We start from the raw sequence: 17,271 nt of genomic DNA on the forward strand, positions 1-17,271 counted from the left end.
AGTCCCGGCGGTGCTCAGGCGGAGGCGACAGCCCCGTTGGCGGCCTTGGCGAGCGCGGCATCCAGAAAGGTCATCATGCGATCGACTTCACCGCTGGTATCGCGTCGCACGGCGCCGTTGGGCAGCTTCCACCAGGTCTGGCGGTGGACGTCCGCCATCGTCCAGTAGAGGCGGATGAAGCCCGCCAGCAATTCGGTCCGCAGCTCGCTCAGCGCCTGCCGTCTTGGCACACCCTGCGCATCCGCCCAGCGGCAGGTTGCGGCGATCTCTTGGTGGCAGATCTCTGTCACGAACGGCTCGATATAGGTGCCGCTCCAGAACAGATCCTTCGCGCCGGGTGATTCCTTATCGGGGAAGGAGAGCGATTGGCCGTCATGGCTCGTCACGCGCACGCCGTCGTCGTTCATGTAGACCCAAGGCGTGACCTGGTCCCAGATCAGCTTGGAGATGGCGTCCCGTACGCGCTTGCGGACGCCCGGCTCGACGGGGTTCGACATGGCGGCTTATTTGCCCTCGGCCACTGATCCCGTCCAGCCTTGGGGCCTGGGAGGGAGCTGCCCGAATTGCGGAAAATCAGTTTGCGCAATTCCGGCAGCTCTCCCGGCGTATGGTAACGGCCGGGGCAAGCCCTAGCGCCGCGGCCGGACGAAGCCGCGCCAGGCGGCGGCCAGCCGCTCGCGCAGCGGGACATGGCCCTCGGGCCGATAGAATGCGGCCGAGTCCTTCTCGAACTGAGCGAGATAGTCGGCATAGGAGCGGCGTCGCAGGCTGAAGGGCTGCACCTGCGCGGCCAAGGCATCCAGCGCCGCGTCGACCGAGAACAGCGGCTCGAAGACCGAGCGCTCGGCGAGCAGCAGCTCGGCCGCCACGTCGGGTACGTTCCACAGCGAGAAGATGGCCGCGAGCTTGGCAAGCTTGCCGGCATCGAGCGTGCGACCGCACCCTTTGGCGGCTGCAGGGTCGAGCGCGTAGTAGGCCTCGCCCATGAACGGGCGGCCGAATTCGGTTTCCGCCGGCGTCGGCCAGATGTAGCGGCCGGGCAGGGCGCGGGTGGAATAGCGCCGCACCTCGAGATCGAACAGCTCGAAACCCTGGCGGCGCATGAAGCGGTCCGTGTTGTGGAAGCTGTGCTGCAGATCCGAATCCGAGCCGATGAACATCACCTCGAGCTGGACGGCCATCAGGCCGAATTCCTCGAAGCGGCCGTCGAAGCTCAGCAGCACCTCGAAGTCGTCGCGATCGATGTCGATCTTGAGATAGTCGACATTCTTCCAGCCGCGTTCGGCGAGGAGCTGCGGCACGACGATCGTGCGTGCCTCGTCGGCCAATTCCGTGGTTTGCCATTCGTTCTGGCGCATCCGCTCCTCGTGCGGCGCCTGCGCCAGCCACGCGCGGCGGATCTCGCGCGTCCGCATGTAACTGAAGCGCGGCTGGATCAGGTCTCCGATCGGCGCGACCGATGTCTTGTGGCGCAGCGGATGTCCTTCCGGCAGGCCGGCAAAGCCCGCGACATAATCCGCGTCGGCGCCTTTCTCGAGACTGGCCAGCCGCCGGCACTCGCCTTCGCTCGCATCGATGCCGAGGATCCTGAGCTGCGGTTCGAACACCCGCCACTTGGGATCGATGCCGCCGGAACAGCCGACATCGACCAGGGCGAAGGGCTCGGACTTCAGGCTTCTTGCAACGAGCTCGGCAAAGGATGCGGGCATCGGCGGTCAGACCGTCGCGACCGGCGTCGCCGGCGATCCGACCGCGCCGGGCAGGCGCAGTGGCGGCGCCGTCAGCAGGAAGCGGGAGCGCTTGCGGTCGCGCAGCCATAGCGCCAGGTCCTTCAGCCACCAGATCTCGCCGAGGTTGAGGCCGAGCTTGAACAGGCAGTGGTTGTGGATCGGCAGCGACGGATGCTCGGCGTTCTCCGGACCTGGCTTGGCGGGGACGGCCTCGACGCCGTAATTGTCGGCGATCAGGGCCGAGATCTGGCTGTCGGTGATCCATTGCAGCAGCCGCTTGTCGCGGCCGTCGAGCACGCAGCACATCGCATGGGCGCGCGCCGGATCGACCTTCTTGTCCATCGTCACGATCTCGTCGGTGAAGCCGGTGTAGAGCAGCAGCATGTCGCCGGGCTCGACCACCACCTTGTCGGCCTCGAGGACGCGGGCGAAGTCGTCGTAGTTAACGTACTTGTGGTCGCGGCCGTAATGCTTCTCCAGATCGACCAGCACGGCGCGGCCCTGGATGGCCTTGGCCGCCATGTTCTCGACGCCGAGCTTGTGGGCGTAGCTCATGTGGCCGCAGCCGTCGCGCCCGGCGTCGGGCTGCGGGCCGACCACGTCGGAGCCGGCCTTGAAGCCGTTGTAGTAGAGCGGCTCCGGCACGCCGTCGCCGTCGGCATCGAACATGCCGCCGACATGGGCCAGCGTGTCCCACTGGGTCGAATATTGCAGCGTCAGGATCACGCGGTCGTCGCTGGCCACGTCCATGAACAGCGGGTTGATGGTGTTGGTGAGGAAGTTGAAGCGCCAGCCATTCTCGTCGCCCGTCGGCGACAGCACAGGGGGCAGGCGGCGGGGGTTCAGGACGTTGCCGCCGGGAAGATCCAGCGGAAGGCTCAGGCAGAAGGACAGGCCTTCCTTCACCTCGGCGATGCCTTCCAGCACCTTCTTTGGCGTAATCAGGTTGAGCCGACCGAGCTGATCGTCGTCTCCCCAATCGCCCCATGTCGAGCCTTCGGGACGGAATTTCCAGCGCTTCATGGCGTTTCTCCCTTCTGAGCGCGGGGAGACTAGCCCTACTGTGTGCGTTGCGTCATCACGCTTGCATGGCACCCCCGCACGCAATTCCGCAGCAGCAAGCCGGCGGCATCGTTTATGATCCGTGCAACAAGGGGATCTCGAAGTGTCCGCAGCAGTCGCCGTTCCTGCCCGACGCGATGTCCGGGTCATCAGCCTGATCGGTGTCGCGCACGGCGCCAGCCACTACTATCAGCTCGCGTTCGTCACGATGCTGCTGATCGTGCGCGACGAGGTGGGGCTGTCCTTCGGCGAGGTCGGGCTGCTGGGCAGTCTGTTCTATGCCGTCTCCGGCTTCGGCCAGACTGCGGCCGGGTTTGCCGTCGACCGCTTCGGGGCGCGTCCCATCCTGGCCGGTGGACTCGCCGCGCTCGGGCTGATGCTGGGGCTGATCTCCATCGCCCATTCCTTCGCGGCCTTTGCCGCCATCGCCATCATCGGCGGGCTCGGCAACTGCGTCTTCCATCCCGCCGACTTCGCCATCCTCAATGCGTCGGTGGATCAGAAGCGGTTGGGACGTGCCTTCAGCATCCATGGTCTCGGCGGCTCGCTCGGATGGGCGGCGGGGCCGGCGATGTATTTCCTCGACCACAGCATCGGCTGGGTCGGAGCCGCTCTGATCGGCGCCATTCCCGGGCTCGTGCTGGCCTTCCTCGTGCTGGTCCATCGCACCGATCTCGTCGATCACCGCATCAAGGCACGCGCCGCTGCCGGCGCCCATGGTGGCGGTTCGATAAGGGCGCTGTTCCTGCAGATGCCGATCCTGCTCTGCCTCGTCTACTTCGCCCTCCTGGCGACCAACACGGTCGGCATCCAGCAATTCGCGGTGCCCGCCTGGAAGAGCATGTTCGACGTGACCGAGAACTATGCCGCCTTCTGCCTGATGGTGTTCGTCGTCGGCTCGGCGGCGGGCATGCTGGCGGGCGGCTACTTCGCCGATCGCGTCCATCGTCACGAGCGCACGGCGGCGATCGGCCTGCTCGCCGCAGCGGCGCTGACGCTGCCGATCGCCACACAGACGGTACCGCCCGCGCTGCTGCCGGTGATCCTGGCGCTCGCCGGTTTCGCCGGCGGCACGACCGGCCCATCGCGCGACATGATCGTGCGCCAAGCCACGCCGGCCGGGGCCTCGGGCAAGGTGTTCGGCTTCGTCTATTCCGGCCTCGACCTCGGCTCGTTCCTGGCGCCGCTGGTGTTCGGGCAGCTCATGAGCCTCGGCCAGCCCGCGACGATGTTCTGGATCGCCACTGGCCTCTATGTCTTCAACGCCGGTCTCGTCACGATCATCCGCCAAGCGAGCCCGCCGGCCCGCGTTCCGGCCGCAGCGGCCGAGTAGAGATCAGGCCGCTTCGTAGGCTTCCTGGGCGACCAGCCATTCGTGCTCGGCATGGGCGAGCTCGCGCTCGAGTCGCGTCTTCTCCTTCTGCAGCTCGGCCGCCAGCGTTGGCGGGCCGCTATAGGTCGCGGGATCTGCCAGCTTGGCCTCGATCTCGCCGCGCTGCTTGGTGAGCTTGGCGATCGTCTTCTCGGCATTCTCCAGCGCGCGCTTCAAGGGGCCGCGCTTCACGCGCTCCTCGGCACCCTGCTTGCGCTGATCCTTCTTCGAGGTGGCGGCGGAAGCGCTGGCTGCAGCCGCCGCCTTTTCCTGCTCGCGCTTGGCCTTGGCCTCGGCCTTGGCTTCCTTGGCCGGGCGGCCGCCGCGTTCGCGCAGCAGCCGCGCCTGGTAGTCGTCGATATCGCCCTCGAACGGCGTGATGGTGCCGCCGGCGACGACCCAGAGCTGGTCCGCCACCATCTTCACCAGATGCGTGTCGTGGCTGACGAGGACGACGGCGCCCTCGAAATCGTTGATGGCATCGATCAACGAGGCACGCGCATCCATGTCGAGATGGTTGGTCGGCTCGTCGAGCAGCAGCAGGTGAGGGGCGTTGCGCGTCGCCAGCGCTAGCAGCAGGCGGGTCTTCTCGCCGCCCGACATCACGCCGACCTTGAGATCGGCGCGATCGCGCGAGAAGCCGAAGCGGCCGAGCTGGGCCCGCACCTTGGCCTCGCCGACACCCGGTCCCAGCGCCCGGTTCATGTGATCGAACGGCGTCTGGTCGAATTCGAGCGACTCTTCCTGGTCCTGCGAGAAATAGCCCATGCGCAGCTTGGGCGTGCGCCTGACGCGGCCCTCGCGCGGAGCCAGTCGATCCGACAGCAGGCGGATGAAGGTCGACTTGCCGTTGCCGTTCTGGCCCAGCAGCGCAATGCGGTCGTCCATGTCCAGGCGCAGGTCGAGCTTGCGCAGCACCGGCGGGCCCTTGTCGTAGCCGACCGTCACCTCGTCCAGCGTCTCGATCGGCGAGGCGAGCTGCTCGGGCGAGGGGAAATTGAAGGTGATGCGCTCGTCGACCGGCACGGTGGCGACGGGGCCGAGCTTCTCGATCATCTTGAGGCGCGACTGGGCCTGGCGCGCCTTGCTGGCCTTGGCCTTGAAGCGGTCGACGAAGGCCTGCATGTGCTTGCGCTGGGCGGCGAGCTTGGCCTGCTGGGCGGCATCGTTGGCCAGCCGCTCGGCCCTCGTGCGCTCGAAGAAGTCGTAATTGCCGGTGTAGGTGACGAGCTTCTGCTGATCGATATGCACGATGTGATCGCATACGTCGTTCAGCAGGTCGCGATCATGGCTGACCATCAGCAGCGTGTTGCGGAACCGCTTCAGATGCTCGGTCAGCCACAACTGCGCCTCGAGGTCGAGATGGTTCGACGGCTCGTCGAGGATGAGCAGATCGGGATCGCTGAACAGCGTGCCCGCCAGCGCCACGCGCATGCGCCAGCCGCCCGAGAACTCGCCGCAGGCACGGCCCTGCGCGGCATTGTCGAAGCCGAGGCCGTTCAGGATCGAGGCTGCCCGGGACGGGGCCGAGGCAGCGCCGATCTCGTCCAGGCGCATGTGGATCTCGGCCAGCCGCAGCCCGTCCTCGCAGGTCTCCGACTCGGCCAGCAGGCGGGCGCGCTCGACGTCCGCCGCCAGCACGGCGTCGAGGACGGTGATGTCGCCGCCGGGCGGGTCCTGCGGGACCGAGCCGATGCGGGTGCGGCCCATCAGGTTGATGGTGCCGCCATCGGCCTCGAGCTGGCCTTGGATCAGCTTCAGGAGCGTCGACTTGCCGGCGCCGTTGCGGCCGACCAGCCCGACCTTCCAGCCGTCTGAGAAGGCCGTGGAGGCGCGGTCGAACAGCACCCGCTCGCCGTGGCGGAAGGAAAGATCGGTGATGTGCAGCATGGGGCCGGGGGCTTTAGCACGCGCACGGTGGCGGAACCAAGGCGATTGGCCCGCTTGCCGTGCCTAAACCCCGCGTTTATAAGGCCCGCCCACTCGACCAATGCATACTGGCAAGAGGGTTTTATGGCCGTCGAACGCACTTTCTCGATCATCAAGCCGGACGCGACGCGCCGGAACCTGACCGGCAAGATCAACGCCCGCTTCGAAGAGAACGGCCTGCGGATCGTGGCCCAGAAGCGCCTGTGGATGAGCCGCCAGCAGGCCGAGCAATTCTACGGCGTGCACAAGGCCCGTCCGTTCTTCAACGATCTTTGCACTTTCATGACGTCCGGCCCGGTGGTCGTGCAGGTCCTGGAAGGCGAGAACGCCGTGGCCAAGAACCGCGAGATCATGGGCGCCACCAACCCGGCCAACGCCGCGGCGGGCACGATCCGCAAGGATTTCGCCGAGTCGATCGAGGCCAACTCGGTGCACGGCTCGGATTCGCCCGAGAATGCCGCGACCGAGATCGCCTACTTCTTTGCGGGCACAGAGATCGTCGGCTGAGCGTAACCACCGCAGCCAACAAAAAAGCGGCCCGTAGGGGCCGCTTTTCATGTCTATGGACCGGCCCTCAGGGCGCGAGGGCGGCGCCGATGAGCACGGCGACCGATCCGCCGACGCCCAGCAGCACGCCGATCACCGGCAGATGCGCGATCAGCCCAAGCGCCATCGAGGCGAGCAGCACGATCAGCCACAAGACCATGAAGGTCACGAGCTTGTTGAAGCCCTGGTAGGTCTCCAGGTGAGCGCGATATTCGTCCTGAACTGCTTCGGCCATTGAAGGTCCCCCGTAAGAATTTCGTGGCTGTCTTATAGCGAACTAGGGATCGGGCGAGAAGAGCAGGGTGGCATCCGGCGGAACGCCCGTGACCTCCACCTTGCCGCCGGACACGGTCACCCGGCGCTCGCCGAACCACCGCACGACCAGCGGATAGAGCCGATGCTCCTGGCGCAGGATGCGTGCCGACAGCGCTTCTTCGGTATCTCCCCGAAGAACCGGCACGGCGGCCTGCGCCACGATGGGCCCGCCATCGAGCTCGCCTGTGACGAGATGCACAGTGCAGCCGCTGAGACGCACGCCGGCGTCGAGGGCCTGACGCTGGACATGGAGCCCCTTGAAGGCCGGCAGCAGGGACGGGTGGATGTTGATCAGCCGTCCGGCCCAATGCTGCGGGAACCAGGCGCTCAGAATCCGCATGAAGCCGGCAAGGACCACAAACTCGACGCCATGCTTCTCCAACGTCGCCGACACCGTGCGGTCGAAGCTTTCGCGATCGGCAAAATCCCGGTGCGAGACGACCTCGGTCGCGATGCCGGCCTTTGCGGCCATCTGCAGTCCCGGCGCCGAGGCGACATTGCTCAGCACGCAGACGATCTCGGCCGGATAGTCGGATGCCTTAGCCGCCTCGATCAGCGCGGCCATGTTGCTGCCGCGTCCCGAGATCAGGACGCCGACTTTCAGCTTTGCCATAGGCTGTCGGCGTGCTCGACCACGCAATCGGCTTCGGCAGTCGGGGCGGGTTCGATGACGCCGATTTCGGCAACGGTCTCGCCGCTGTCGCGCAGGGCCTGGGCGACCCGGGCTGCATCCGCGGCCGTCGTCACAACGACCATACCGAGTCCGCAGTTGAAGGTCTGCAGCATGTCGTCGGTCGGCACGTTGCCGACCTCGCGCAACCAGCTGAACACCGGCGGAGCCGTCCAGCGTCTGGCATCGAGGCGCGCGCGCAGGCCGTCCGGCAGGCAACGCGGCACGTTGCCGGGCAGGCCGCCGCCGGTGATATGGGCCAGCCCCTTGATCGCGCCAGTGGCGCGGATGGCGGCCAGCAACTGCTTCACGTAGATGCGGGTCGGCTCGAGCAGGGCTTCGCCCAGCGAGCCGCTGCTGAAAGGCGAGGGCGCGGCGTAGGTGAGGCCGCTTCGCGCGACGATGCGGCGCACGAGGGAATAGCCGTTCGAGTGCGTGCCGCTCGAGCTCAAGCCGAGAACGATGTCGCCGGGGGCGATATCGGGTCTCGGCAACAGATGCTCACGCTCGGCGGCGCCGACTGCAAAGCCGGCGAGATCGTAATCGCCCTCCGCGTACATGCCGGGCATCTCCGCCGTCTCGCCGCCGACGAGGGCGCAGCCGGCGCGGCGACAGCCCTCGGCAATGCCGGCGACGATGCGGCGGCCGATCTCGACCTCGAGATGGCCGGTGGCATAGTAGTCGAGGAAGAACAGCGGATCGGCGCCCTGGACGACGATGTCGTTCACGCACATCGCCACCAGGTCGATGCCGACCGTATCGGGGATGCCGGCCTCAATCGCGACCCTGAGCTTGGTGCCGACACCGTCGGTCCCGGAAACGAGGATGGGATCGTGGAAGCCGGCGGCCTTGAGATCGAACAGGCCGCCGAAGCCGCCCAAGCCGCCCATCACGCCGGGACGGTTGGTGCTCCGGGCCAGCGGCTTGATGTGCTCGACCAGGGCGTCGCCCGCGTCGATATCGACGCCCGCGGCCTTGTAGGTCAGGGGAGGGAGATTGTGTCCGGGGGCGTCACGCTTCAAGCCAGGCTCATTCGTGCTAGATAGGTGGCGCGAACATAGCCAAAAACCGGACCCCCGCAATGCCGCCAGCCCGCTGGTTTTCCACGATCCTTGTCATTCTGCTGGCCGCCGTCGCCGTTTCCGGCGCAGCCCGCGCGCAAATTGCAAGCAACAACACCTACACCATTCCGGGCGTGGAGGTGGATATCGACGGCGCCGATGCCGTGAAAGCGCGCGACCAAGGCATCCTGGAGGCCGAACGGCGGGCGGCCAAGATGCTGGTCGACAAGATGGTGGCGCCCGACGATCGGTCGAAAGTGCCGCCGCTCGACGATGCCCGCCTGCAGACCATGGTGCGCGGCGTCGAGTTCGCGCGCGAGCGGGCCGCCGGCAATCACTATCAGGCGACCTTGAATGTGGTCTTTGCCGCCGCGCCGGTGAAGGCGTGGCTGCAGGAGGCGGGCGTCGGCATTGCCGAAACCATCGCCCGGCCCGCGCTTCTGGTGCCGCTGTGGAAGGACAGAGACGGGGTCGAACCGCTCGACGACCACAATGCCTGGCGCGATGCCTGGCAGGCTCTGGATACCTCCTCCAGCGCCGTGCCTCTGACCGTCGTGCGCGGCGACCAGCTCGATCAGAATGCGCTCTCGGTCGAAGAAGCCTATGTCGGCGACGTCTCCGCCCTGTCGCGGCTGAACGAGCGGTATCACGCTCCGACCATCATCGTCGCGACTGTCGAGGGCGACAAGAACGGCGGACCGTTGACCGTCAGCGGCATGCGCTACGATACCCAGACGGGCGCGCGCACCGACCTTGCGAAGGCGACGGTGGACAATGCGCAGGGGTTGGGCGATGCGGCCAAGAAGATGCATGCCGCCCTCGAGGAGCAGTGGCGCAGCATCGCCGTCGTGCGACGCGATTCGCAGGCCAGCCTCGAGGTCACGGTTCCGATCCGGACCTTGAGTGATTGGGTGCAGATCCGCCAGCGGCTGGGATCGGTCCCCGCGGTCAAGAACGTGGCGGTGCGCACGCTCGAATCGGATCACGCCGACTTGCGGCTCGACTATTACGGAACGCCGGAGCAGCTGCAGCAGACACTGACCCAGGTGGGGCTGCAGCTCGACAGGGACGGGGACCAGTGGCGGCTGCAGGCACGGTGACGGACCTGCCCCGAGACAACGCATGAGCCGGCCAGCCGCCGTCAATCGCTGGCGCTTCTGGCTAGTGGTGGCTACGGCCTTCGTCCTGGGCCTATGGCTGCTGAACGATATCCTGCTGCCGTTCGTGGTGGGGGCGGTGGTCGCCTATTTCTTCGACCCGCTCGTGACGCGGCTGCAGCGGCAGGGCTTGTCGCGCACCTGGGCCACGACGACGGTCACCATCCTGGCAGCGCTGATCGCGATCGGCGTCGGCTTCGCCATCGTGCCTCCGCTTTTTGGGCAGGTGGAGGGACTCGTGACCAAGGCGCCGGAATACGTCGTCCAGGTCGCGACCCGCATCCAGCCGATGGTCGAGCCGATCAGAGGCCGGCTCGGCCTCGAACCGCTCAGTCTGCACGACCTTCAGGCGCAGGCCACGCAATGGGCGGGAGAGGCACTTTCCATCCTGGGAGGCGTGGCAGGACGCGTGGCGCAACGCAGCGCCGCCATCATCAACGTACTGGGGCTGCTGTTCCTGACCCCGGTGGTGACGTTCTATCTGCTGCGCGACTGGGAGAAGGTGCTGGCGGCGATCGACAGCGGACTGCCGCTCGATCACGCCCAGACCGTGCGCCGCCTGGCGCGGGAGGCGAACGCGGCGGTTGCCGGCTATCTCCGTGGCCAGGCATTGGTGTGCGTGGCGCTGGGCACGGTCTACGGCGTCGGCCTGTCGCTGGTCGGTTTGCAGTTCGGATTCGTGATCGGCCTGATCGCGGGACTGATTTCGTTCATTCCCTTCGTTGGCACGCTGGTGGGCGCCACCATGGCGCTCGGCATGGCCCTGGCGCAGTTTCCACCGGACTGGATCTCGGTCATCAAGGTCGCCGTCGTGTTCGTCATCGGTCACCTCCTCGAGGGCAACGTGCTGTCGCCCAAGCTGGTCGGCGACCGCGTGGGACTCCACCCGGTGTGGATCATGTTCGCTCTGCTGGCGGGCGGCTCGCTGTTCGGTTTCGTCGGCGTGCTGGTCGCGGTGCCGACGGCGGCAGTGGCGGGCGTCGTCGTGCGCCATCTGTTCGAGCGCTATCGTGCCAGCGCTCTCTATCGCGGCGCCGACGGTGAGTGAGCGGCAATGGTGAACCAGCTCATCCTGGATCTTGGGCTGCCACCGCCGACCTACGCGCGTAGCGATTTCGTTGTCGCGCCCGGCAATCGCGAAGCTCTCGCCTGGATTGACCGGTGGCCGGACTGGCCAGCTCCGGCGCTGGCGCTCAGCGGCCCGCCCGGGTCCGGGAAGACACATCTCGGCCGGATCTGGGCAGTCCAAGCCGGCGCGGCGGTCATCGAAAGCCGGGAACTCGATGGCAAGACCGTGGCCGATCTCACGGCCCTGGCCGATACATGGCCTGCTATCGTGATCGAGAACGCCGAGCGGACCGCAGAACGTGCCCTGTTTCATCTCTACAACCTGATGCGCGAATGCCGGCGCTCGCTGCTGCTGATTTCGGAGCGTCCGCCCGCTCACTGGCATATCGCCCTACCGGATCTCGCCTCGCGCCTGCGCGCCGCGCCGGCCGTGGCGGTGACGCCGCCGGACGACGAGCTCCTGGGCTCGATCATCCTGAAGCAGCTCGCCGACCGCCAATTGCACGCCGGGCCGGGCGTCGTACACTATCTCGTGTCGCACATGGAGCGCTCCGCCGATGCGGCCCGTCGTGTCGTCGCGGCGCTCGACCGGCGCGCTCTCGCCGAGCAGCGGGAAATCGATCGTCGATTGGCCGCGGACGTCCTGGCGGAAGTGTCGGGTGGGGCACCGTCGCAAGAAGGGGGAGAGCGATGAAGAAGGTCGTGCTTGTCGCATTGGTGGCCGGCCTGTCGGCCATGGGGTCGGCCCAGGCGCAGTCCGTCATGGGAACGTGGCTGACGGCATCGGGTGCGGCGCAGGTTCGCATCGGTTCGTGCTCGGATCCGTCCAGCGGACCGATCTGCGGCTTCATCGTCAGCCTCGCCAATCCCAAGGGGCCCGATGGCCAGCCCGTGACGCCGGATGCGGCCACCGACTTCCGCAATCCCAATCCGCAACTGCGCGGCCGTAAGGTGATCGGCATGCCGCTGATCTGGGGCTTCAAGAAGGCTGCCAATCCCAACACCTTCGAGGACGGGCAGATCTATAACGCTGAGAATGGCAAGATCTACAACGCCAACATCAGTCTCCAGGCCGACGGCACGTTGCGGCTGCGGGGCTATGTCGGCACGCCGATGTTCGGCGAAACGCAGGTCTGGACCCGCGTCGGTCAGTAGGGAGCAAAACGCATGGATATGGGCATCAAGGGGCGCAAGGCGATCGTCTGTGCGGCCAGCAAGGGATTGGGCAAAGGCTGCGCCATGGCGCTCGCGCAGGAAGGCGTCGACCTCGTCATCAATGCCCGCACCAAGGCGGAGCTCGAGGCCACGGCGGACGAGATTCGCCGAAAGACCGGAGCGAAGGTCACGCCGATTGCGGTCGACGTGACGACGGAGGCAGGACGAAAAGAAGTGCTTGCTGCCTGTCCGAAGCCGGACATCATCGTCAACAACGCCGGTGGTCCGCCGCCCGGTGACTTCCGCGACTGGACGCGCGACGACTGGATCAAGGCGATCGATGCCAACATGCTGACGCCGATCGAGTTCATCAAGGCCACCGTCGACGGCATGATGGAACGCGGCTTCGGCCGTATCGTGAACATCACCTCGAGCTCGGTGAAGGCGCCCATCGATATCCTGGGCCTCAGCAACGGCGCCCGTTCCGGCCTGACCGGATTCGTCGCCGGTGTCGCCCGCGTGACGGTCCGGCGCGGTGTCACCATCAACGGTCTGCTGCCTGGGCCCTTCGCCACCGACCGTCTGCGCAGCACCTACAAGATGCGCGCGACCAAGAGCGGCAGGAGCTTCGAAGAGGAATTCAAGGCCGGCGAGAACGCCCATCCGGCCGGCCGTTTCGGCACGCCGGAAGAATTCGGCGCGGCTTGCGCGTTCCTCTGCAGCGTCCATGCCGGATACATCACCGGCCAGAACCTGCTCATGGACGGCGGCCAGTATCCGGGCACCTATTAGACGCGGCCTCAGTCGCCGAGATCGCGCGGCCGCACGAAGGCCAGCAGATTAGCGGAGCCCGACTCCAGGTCAGGCCAGTGCTCCGCCGGCGCGCGCAGAACGGCGAGCGCAGCGGTCGGGAATTTGTCGCGCAACGCCTGGACCTGTTCGGCCGGGCCGGAGCCCACCAGCGCCGCGGCCAGCTGACCAATCCCGTCATTGTGGCCGATCAGCAAGGCGGTGCCGACGCTGTCGGGCAAAGCCTGCAGGCGACCCAGCAGCGCCGATTCGGGAGCCAGGTAAAGGTCCTTCTCCAGTGCGATCGGCGGCGCTGGCGGTTCGAATTGCTTGAGCAGGGGGGCAAGGGTCCGTCGTGTCCGGACCGCGGTCGAACACAAGATCAGGTCGGGCCGAGGGCAGCGGTCGGCGATGTACTGAGCCATGACCCTGGCGGCGTGTTCTCCTCGCCGGTTCAGGGGCCGCTCGTGATCGGGCAGGCCGGGCGTACCCCAGGCCGACTTTGCGTGGCGCAGCAGAAGGACGATCTTCACAGGCTGGTTCCGGGAAAATCTATGCAAAACAGGTGTTTAATGAAATGCCATGACATGGTCATGTAGTGAGGCTACCGTTTCACAATAACTTGCACAGGAGGAGGCCTCGGCCGAGGCGAGCCATGGACGCCCTCGACAACTCTGCTGGCAACGACGCGACGATGGCAATAGCGCCCGACAGCCCGCGCCGCTTCATCAATCGCGAACTGTCTTGGCTTGCTTTCAACACGCGCGTCCTCGAGGAGGCCAGCAACGCTCGCCATCCGCTGCTCGAGCGCGTGCGCTTTTTGTCGATTTCGGCCGCCAACCTCGACGAATTCTACATGGTGCGGGTCGCGGGCCTGGTGGACATGCTGCCCAATCGCTCGACCTTGCTGAGCGACGACGGACTCACTCCGGCTGAGCAGCTTGCCGCCATTCGCGAGCGCGCCTCCACGCTGATGGCCGAACAGCAGCATGTCTGGGCCACTCTTCAGGTCGAACTGCGCGAAGCCGGCATCGCCGTTCTCGGCGCCGAGGAACTGCTCGAGCGCGAACGGAGCTGGCTGGAGCAGTATTTCATCGATCAGGTCTTTCCAATCCTGACACCGCTCGCCATCGATCCGGCGCATCCGTTTCCCTTCATCCCCAATGGCGGTTTCTCGGCCTTGCTCAAGCTGCAACGCCGCGACGACAAGCGCACGCTGATGGCGCTGTTGCCGCTGCCGCCGCAAGTCGACCGCTTCGTCCGTCTTCCTGGAAGTGCCATTCGCTTCCTGCCCCTGGAGGAGCTGATCGCGATCTTCCTGCCGCGGCTCTTCCCCGGTTACGAGGTGAGGGCGCGCGGCTTCTTCCGGATCATTCGCGACAGCGACGTGGAGATCAACGAGGAGTCCGAGGATCTCGTCCTTCTGTACGAGAGTGCGCTCAAGCGCCGCCGGCGCGGTGACCTGATCTCGATCGCCCTCGATTCGGCGATGCCGACGGAACTCCGCGACTTCCTGTTCGATCAGCTCGAGATCGCCGGGCATACGGTGCATGTGTTCGAACTCGAGCGCATGCTCAACATCGAGGATGTGAAGGCGGTGATCGTCGAGGATCGTGCCGACCTGAAGTTCGCGCCTTACAACGCCCGCTTTCCGGAGCGCATTCGCGACTTCGGCGGCGATTGCTTTGCCGCCATCCGGGCCAAGGACATCGTTGTTCATCACCCGTATGAGAGCTTCGACGTGGTGGTGCAGTTCCTGCGCCAGGCTGCCCGCGATCCGGCGGTGGTGGCGATCAAGCAGACCCTCTATCGCACCTCCGCCGACTCGCCGATCGTCAAGGAGCTCATCGCGGCGGCGGAAGCGGGGAAGACCGTGACGGCGCTGGTCGAGCTCAAGGCGCGCTTCGACGAGGAAGCCAACATCCGCTGGGCGCGCGATCTTGAGCGGGCGGGCGTGCAGGTCGTGTATGGCTTCATCGACCTCAAGACACACGCCAAGGTGTCGATGGTGGTTCGCCGCGAGGCCCAGTCGATCCGAACCTACGTTCATTTCGGCACCGGCAACTATCATCCGATCACGGCGCGCATCTACACGGACCTGTCTTTCTTCACCTGCGATCCGGCCATGGGGCGGGATGCTGCGCGCCTGTTCAATTTCATGACGGGATATGCGCGCCCGGAGAAGATGGAGAAGATCGCGTTCGCGCCGGTGACGCTCCGGCCGACTCTCTACGAACTGATCGACGCCGAGATCGCCAATGCGTCCGCCGGCCGGCCGGCGGCGATCTGGGCGAAGGTCAATTCGCTGGTGGATCCGCTGATGATCGATCGCCTGTATGCGGCCTCGCGCGCCGGCGTGCAGATCGATCTCGTCGTGCGGGGCATCTGCTGTCTGAGGCCGGGCGTGCCAGGGCTGAGCGAGAACATCCGGGTGAAGAGCATCATCGGACGGTTTCTCGAGCATGCGCGCATCGTCTGTTTCGGCAATGGCAAAGCCCTGCCGTCGCCCGATGCCAAGGTCTTCATTTCCTCGGCCGACTGGATGCCGCGCAATCTCGACCGCCGGGTCGAGCTTCTGTGCCCGATCGAGAATCCGACCGTCCACGAGCAGGTCCTCGACCAGATACTTGTGGCCAATCTCAAGGATGACGGCCAGAGCTGGACAATGAAACCGGACGGCAGTTACGAGCGCCGCCACGCGGGCAAGGAACCTTTCATTGCTCATCACTATTTCATGACAAACCCATCGCTCTCGGGGCGGGGAAGTGCCCTGCGCCTGACAGGCGCGGTGCCGCGACTGGTTCTCAGTTCTTGATTGGCCGCGCCGGCGGCAATCGCCGGTCAGAGCGGCGTAGAGTCGCGCTGGGATTTCCGCTGCAATCCGGCTCGGTTTCGGCTAGACGGAGCGCGCATGGACGGCGAACGGACCGTAGACGCCCCTGTCGAGCGCAATCGCATCGATAAAGGTCGCGTCGGGATCATCGATGTCGGCTCGAACTCGATCCGTCTGGTCGTGTACGAGCGCGCCAGTCGGGCGCCGTTACCGGTCTTCAACGAGAAGGTGTTGTGCGGCCTGGCGCGGGGGTTAGACGCGACCGGCCGGCTCAATCCTGCGGGTGTCGAACTGGCCCTGGCCAACATCGACCGGTTCGTGACCCTGGCCCACAACATGAAGGTCAAGTCGCTCGATCTGCTGGCGACGGCTGCCGTTCGCGATGCCGCCGATGGGGCGGAATTCATGCGCCAACTGGCCAGCCGGCCCGGCCTGCGCGCGCATGTGGTCAGCGGGCAGGACGAGGCACGCTTCTCGGGCTACGGCGTAATGTGCGGCATCCCGAACGCGGTCGGAGTGATGGGAGACCTCGGAGGCGGCAGCCTCGAACTCGTGGCTCTGGGCAACGGTCGGATCGGGGCATCGACAACGCTGCCGATCGGACCTCTGCGCCTCATGTCGTCGGGCAAGAGCGATCCCAAGCGCATCGTGGTCGAGGCCATCGAGAACGTGCGCTGGTTGCGCGAGGAGACGGGCAAGACCTTCTATGCCGTCGGCGGCGCGTGGCGCGCCTTTGCCCGCCTGCACATGGAACAGGCCGGCTATCCGCTGCACATCATTCATCAATATGACATTCCGACCGACGAGGCGCGTGCGGTCGCGCGGCTGATTGCCGTACAGAGCGCGAAATCGCTGGAAAAGATGCCGGGCGTGTCGCGTCGGCGTGTCGAGACGCTCCCGCTGGCCTGCCTGGCGCTCGATCGGCTGCTCGGCGCGCTGAAGCCCCGCAACGTCGTGTTCTCCGCCTTCGGCCTGCGCGAGGGCTTCTACTATTCGCGTCTGGCACAGGACGAACAGGCCCGCCACCCACTGATCGCTTTCGCCGAGGAGCAGGGGCAAGACTGGCGACGCTTCGATTTGGCGCCGACCGAGATTTTCGACTGGTTGACGCCGGCCTTCGCCGGGGAAAGCGACGTCGAGCGCACACTGCGTCTGGCCGCCTGCCACCTGAGCGACATTTCGTGGGACGACCATCCCGACTATCGGGCCGACCAGGCCTATGTCCGGGTCCTGCACTTGCCGGCCCCGGGCATGAACCACCGCGAGCGAGCCATCCTGGCGATGGCGCTGGCCTATCGCTACAAGAGCGATCCCAAGTCGGCGATGCTGGATACCGCGCTCAAGCTGTCGGATGGCAAGGGCCGTGCCTTCGCGCGCCGGCTCGGCGCCTGTCTGCGGCTCGCCTACAACCTGTCCGGGGGAGCGCCGGGCCTGCTGCCGCAAATCCAGCTTCGGCGCACAGAGCGCGACCTCCGTCTACTCGTCCCGGCCCAGCTGACGCGCAGCCTGGGCGATGTCACCGCCCGCCGACTCGAGAGCGCGGCCGAAGCCTTCGACCTCAAATCGGCGATTCTCTCGCTTTAG

At 66.3% G+C, this 17,271-nt stretch carries 17 protein-coding genes; 9 read left to right on the top strand and 8 right to left on the bottom strand.

The annotated features are described in order from the left end of the window. Nucleotides 1–14: 14 nt before the first annotated feature. From B5D62_RS05025 to B5D62_RS05035, 3 genes are all read right to left on the bottom strand, one after another. Nucleotides 15–497, bottom strand: coding sequence for a hypothetical protein (locus B5D62_RS05025; RefSeq protein WP_085932687.1), 483 nt, complete (start codon nucleotides 495–497; stop codon nucleotides 15–17). Nucleotides 498–629: 132 nt separating this feature from the next. Then, the gene (locus B5D62_RS05030; RefSeq protein WP_085932688.1) at nucleotides 630–1,709 is read right to left on the bottom strand and encodes a class I SAM-dependent methyltransferase; all 1,080 of its coding nucleotides are present in this window, start codon (nucleotides 1,707–1,709) and stop codon (nucleotides 630–632) included. A 6-nt stretch (nucleotides 1,710–1,715) separates the two neighbouring features. After that, a complete protein-coding gene (locus B5D62_RS05035) occupies nucleotides 1,716–2,753 on the bottom strand; it encodes a cyclase family protein (protein ID WP_085932689.1) in 1,038 nt (345 codons plus the stop codon). Between the two features lie 142 nt (nucleotides 2,754–2,895). Between B5D62_RS05035 and B5D62_RS05040 the strand changes: the two genes are divergently transcribed. Beyond that, complete coding sequence (locus B5D62_RS05040) at nucleotides 2,896–4,125, top strand: MFS transporter (protein ID WP_085932690.1); 1,230 nt, start codon at nucleotides 2,896–2,898, stop codon at nucleotides 4,123–4,125. Between the two features lie 3 nt (nucleotides 4,126–4,128). Here the strand turns inward: B5D62_RS05040 and B5D62_RS05045 are convergent, their stop codons facing one another. After that, nucleotides 4,129–6,054 carry an ABC-F family ATP-binding cassette domain-containing protein gene (locus tag B5D62_RS05045; RefSeq protein WP_085932691.1) on the bottom strand — a complete coding sequence of 642 codons (1,926 nt, stop codon included), beginning with the start codon at nucleotides 6,052–6,054 and terminating at the stop codon, nucleotides 4,129–4,131. Nucleotides 6,055–6,177: 123 nt separating this feature from the next. Between B5D62_RS05045 and ndk the strand changes: the two genes are divergently transcribed. Continuing rightward, nucleotides 6,178–6,600 (top strand): nucleoside-diphosphate kinase, encoded by a 423-nt coding sequence (gene ndk, locus B5D62_RS05050; RefSeq protein ID WP_085932692.1) that lies wholly within the window; start codon nucleotides 6,178–6,180, stop codon nucleotides 6,598–6,600. A gap of 67 nt (nucleotides 6,601–6,667) precedes the next feature. On the opposite strand, the gene B5D62_RS05055 is transcribed toward ndk, so the two are convergent. The 3 genes from B5D62_RS05055 to purM are packed head-to-tail and all read right to left on the bottom strand — an operon-like array spanning nucleotide 6,668 to nucleotide 8,646. Further along, nucleotides 6,668–6,874 (bottom strand): aa3-type cytochrome c oxidase subunit IV, encoded by a 207-nt coding sequence (locus B5D62_RS05055; protein WP_085932693.1) that lies wholly within the window; start codon nucleotides 6,872–6,874, stop codon nucleotides 6,668–6,670. A gap of 42 nt (nucleotides 6,875–6,916) precedes the next feature. Beyond that, nucleotides 6,917–7,567, bottom strand: coding sequence for a phosphoribosylglycinamide formyltransferase (gene purN, locus B5D62_RS05060; RefSeq protein WP_085932694.1), 651 nt, complete (start codon nucleotides 7,565–7,567; stop codon nucleotides 6,917–6,919). Continuing rightward, a complete protein-coding gene (gene purM / locus B5D62_RS05065) occupies nucleotides 7,555–8,646 on the bottom strand; it encodes a phosphoribosylformylglycinamidine cyclo-ligase (protein ID WP_085932695.1) in 1,092 nt (363 codons plus the stop codon). Before purM ends, purN begins: the two co-directional genes overlap by 13 nt. A gap of 59 nt (nucleotides 8,647–8,705) precedes the next feature. On the opposite strand from purM, the gene B5D62_RS05070 reads away from it, so the two are divergent. Genes B5D62_RS05070 through B5D62_RS05090 form a run of 5 tightly spaced genes read left to right on the top strand, consistent with a single transcriptional unit; the run spans nucleotide 8,706 to nucleotide 12,857 of the window. Beyond that, nucleotides 8,706–9,785, top strand: a complete 1,080-nt coding sequence (locus tag B5D62_RS05070; RefSeq protein ID WP_085932696.1) for a DUF2066 domain-containing protein — start codon at nucleotides 8,706–8,708, stop codon at nucleotides 9,783–9,785. Nucleotides 9,786–9,807: 22 nt separating this feature from the next. Then, nucleotides 9,808–10,890 carry an AI-2E family transporter gene (locus tag B5D62_RS05075; RefSeq protein WP_085932697.1) on the top strand — a complete coding sequence of 361 codons (1,083 nt, stop codon included), beginning with the start codon at nucleotides 9,808–9,810 and terminating at the stop codon, nucleotides 10,888–10,890. A gap of 6 nt (nucleotides 10,891–10,896) precedes the next feature. Next, nucleotides 10,897–11,604 carry a P-loop NTPase family protein gene (locus B5D62_RS05080; RefSeq protein ID WP_085932698.1) on the top strand — a complete coding sequence of 236 codons (708 nt, stop codon included), beginning with the start codon at nucleotides 10,897–10,899 and terminating at the stop codon, nucleotides 11,602–11,604. Further along, on the top strand, nucleotides 11,601–12,065 hold the full coding sequence (locus B5D62_RS05085; protein ID WP_085932699.1) for a DUF2147 domain-containing protein: 465 nt from the start codon (nucleotides 11,601–11,603) through the stop codon (nucleotides 12,063–12,065). Before B5D62_RS05080 ends, B5D62_RS05085 begins: the two co-directional genes overlap by 4 nt. Nucleotides 12,066–12,077: 12 nt before the next feature. Further along, entirely contained in the window at nucleotides 12,078–12,857 is a 780-nt protein-coding gene (locus B5D62_RS05090; RefSeq protein WP_085932700.1) for an SDR family oxidoreductase, read from the top strand. A gap of 8 nt (nucleotides 12,858–12,865) precedes the next feature. On the opposite strand, the gene B5D62_RS05095 is transcribed toward B5D62_RS05090, so the two are convergent. Then, a complete protein-coding gene (locus B5D62_RS05095) occupies nucleotides 12,866–13,387 on the bottom strand; it encodes a SixA phosphatase family protein (protein ID WP_170920791.1) in 522 nt (173 codons plus the stop codon). A 122-nt stretch (nucleotides 13,388–13,509) separates the two neighbouring features. On the opposite strand from B5D62_RS05095, the gene B5D62_RS05100 reads away from it, so the two are divergent. Together B5D62_RS05100 and B5D62_RS05105 are read left to right on the top strand one after the other, a co-directional pair. Then, nucleotides 13,510–15,669 (top strand): RNA degradosome polyphosphate kinase, encoded by a 2,160-nt coding sequence (locus tag B5D62_RS05100; protein WP_085932702.1) that lies wholly within the window; start codon nucleotides 13,510–13,512, stop codon nucleotides 15,667–15,669. 96 nt (nucleotides 15,670–15,765) lie between these two features. Further along, nucleotides 15,766–17,271, top strand: coding sequence for a Ppx/GppA family phosphatase (locus tag B5D62_RS05105; protein ID WP_085932703.1), 1,506 nt, complete (start codon nucleotides 15,766–15,768; stop codon nucleotides 17,269–17,271).

Source organism: Enhydrobacter aerosaccus, assembly GCF_900167455.1.
GTDB lineage: Bacteria > Pseudomonadota > Alphaproteobacteria > Reyranellales > Reyranellaceae > Reyranella > Reyranella aerosaccus.

Excerpts from the sequence above, each read along its gene's own strand:
- B5D62_RS05025 (WP_085932687.1), bottom strand. The coding sequence starts at position 497 with ATGTCGAACCCCGTCGAGCCGGGCGTCCGCAAGCGCGTACGGGACGCC.
- B5D62_RS05030 (WP_085932688.1), bottom strand. The coding sequence starts at position 1,709 with ATGCCCGCATCCTTTGCCGAGCTCGTTGCAAGAAGCCTGAAGTCCGAG.
- B5D62_RS05035 (WP_085932689.1), bottom strand. The coding sequence starts at position 2,753 with ATGAAGCGCTGGAAATTCCGTCCCGAAGGCTCGACATGGGGCGATTGG.
- B5D62_RS05045 (WP_085932691.1), bottom strand. The coding sequence starts at position 6,054 with ATGCTGCACATCACCGATCTTTCCTTCCGCCACGGCGAGCGGGTGCTG.
- ndk (WP_085932692.1), top strand. The coding sequence starts at position 6,178 with ATGGCCGTCGAACGCACTTTCTCGATCATCAAGCCGGACGCGACGCGC.
- B5D62_RS05055 (WP_085932693.1), bottom strand. The coding sequence starts at position 6,874 with ATGGCCGAAGCAGTTCAGGACGAATATCGCGCTCACCTGGAGACCTAC.
- purN (WP_085932694.1), bottom strand. The coding sequence starts at position 7,567 with ATGGCAAAGCTGAAAGTCGGCGTCCTGATCTCGGGACGCGGCAGCAAC.
- B5D62_RS05070 (WP_085932696.1), top strand. The coding sequence starts at position 8,706 with ATGCCGCCAGCCCGCTGGTTTTCCACGATCCTTGTCATTCTGCTGGCC.
- B5D62_RS05075 (WP_085932697.1), top strand. The coding sequence starts at position 9,808 with ATGAGCCGGCCAGCCGCCGTCAATCGCTGGCGCTTCTGGCTAGTGGTG.
- B5D62_RS05080 (WP_085932698.1), top strand. The coding sequence starts at position 10,897 with ATGGTGAACCAGCTCATCCTGGATCTTGGGCTGCCACCGCCGACCTAC.
- B5D62_RS05085 (WP_085932699.1), top strand. The coding sequence starts at position 11,601 with ATGAAGAAGGTCGTGCTTGTCGCATTGGTGGCCGGCCTGTCGGCCATG.
- B5D62_RS05090 (WP_085932700.1), top strand. The coding sequence starts at position 12,078 with ATGGATATGGGCATCAAGGGGCGCAAGGCGATCGTCTGTGCGGCCAGC.
- B5D62_RS05100 (WP_085932702.1), top strand. The coding sequence starts at position 13,510 with ATGGACGCCCTCGACAACTCTGCTGGCAACGACGCGACGATGGCAATA.
- B5D62_RS05105 (WP_085932703.1), top strand. The coding sequence starts at position 15,766 with ATGGACGGCGAACGGACCGTAGACGCCCCTGTCGAGCGCAATCGCATC.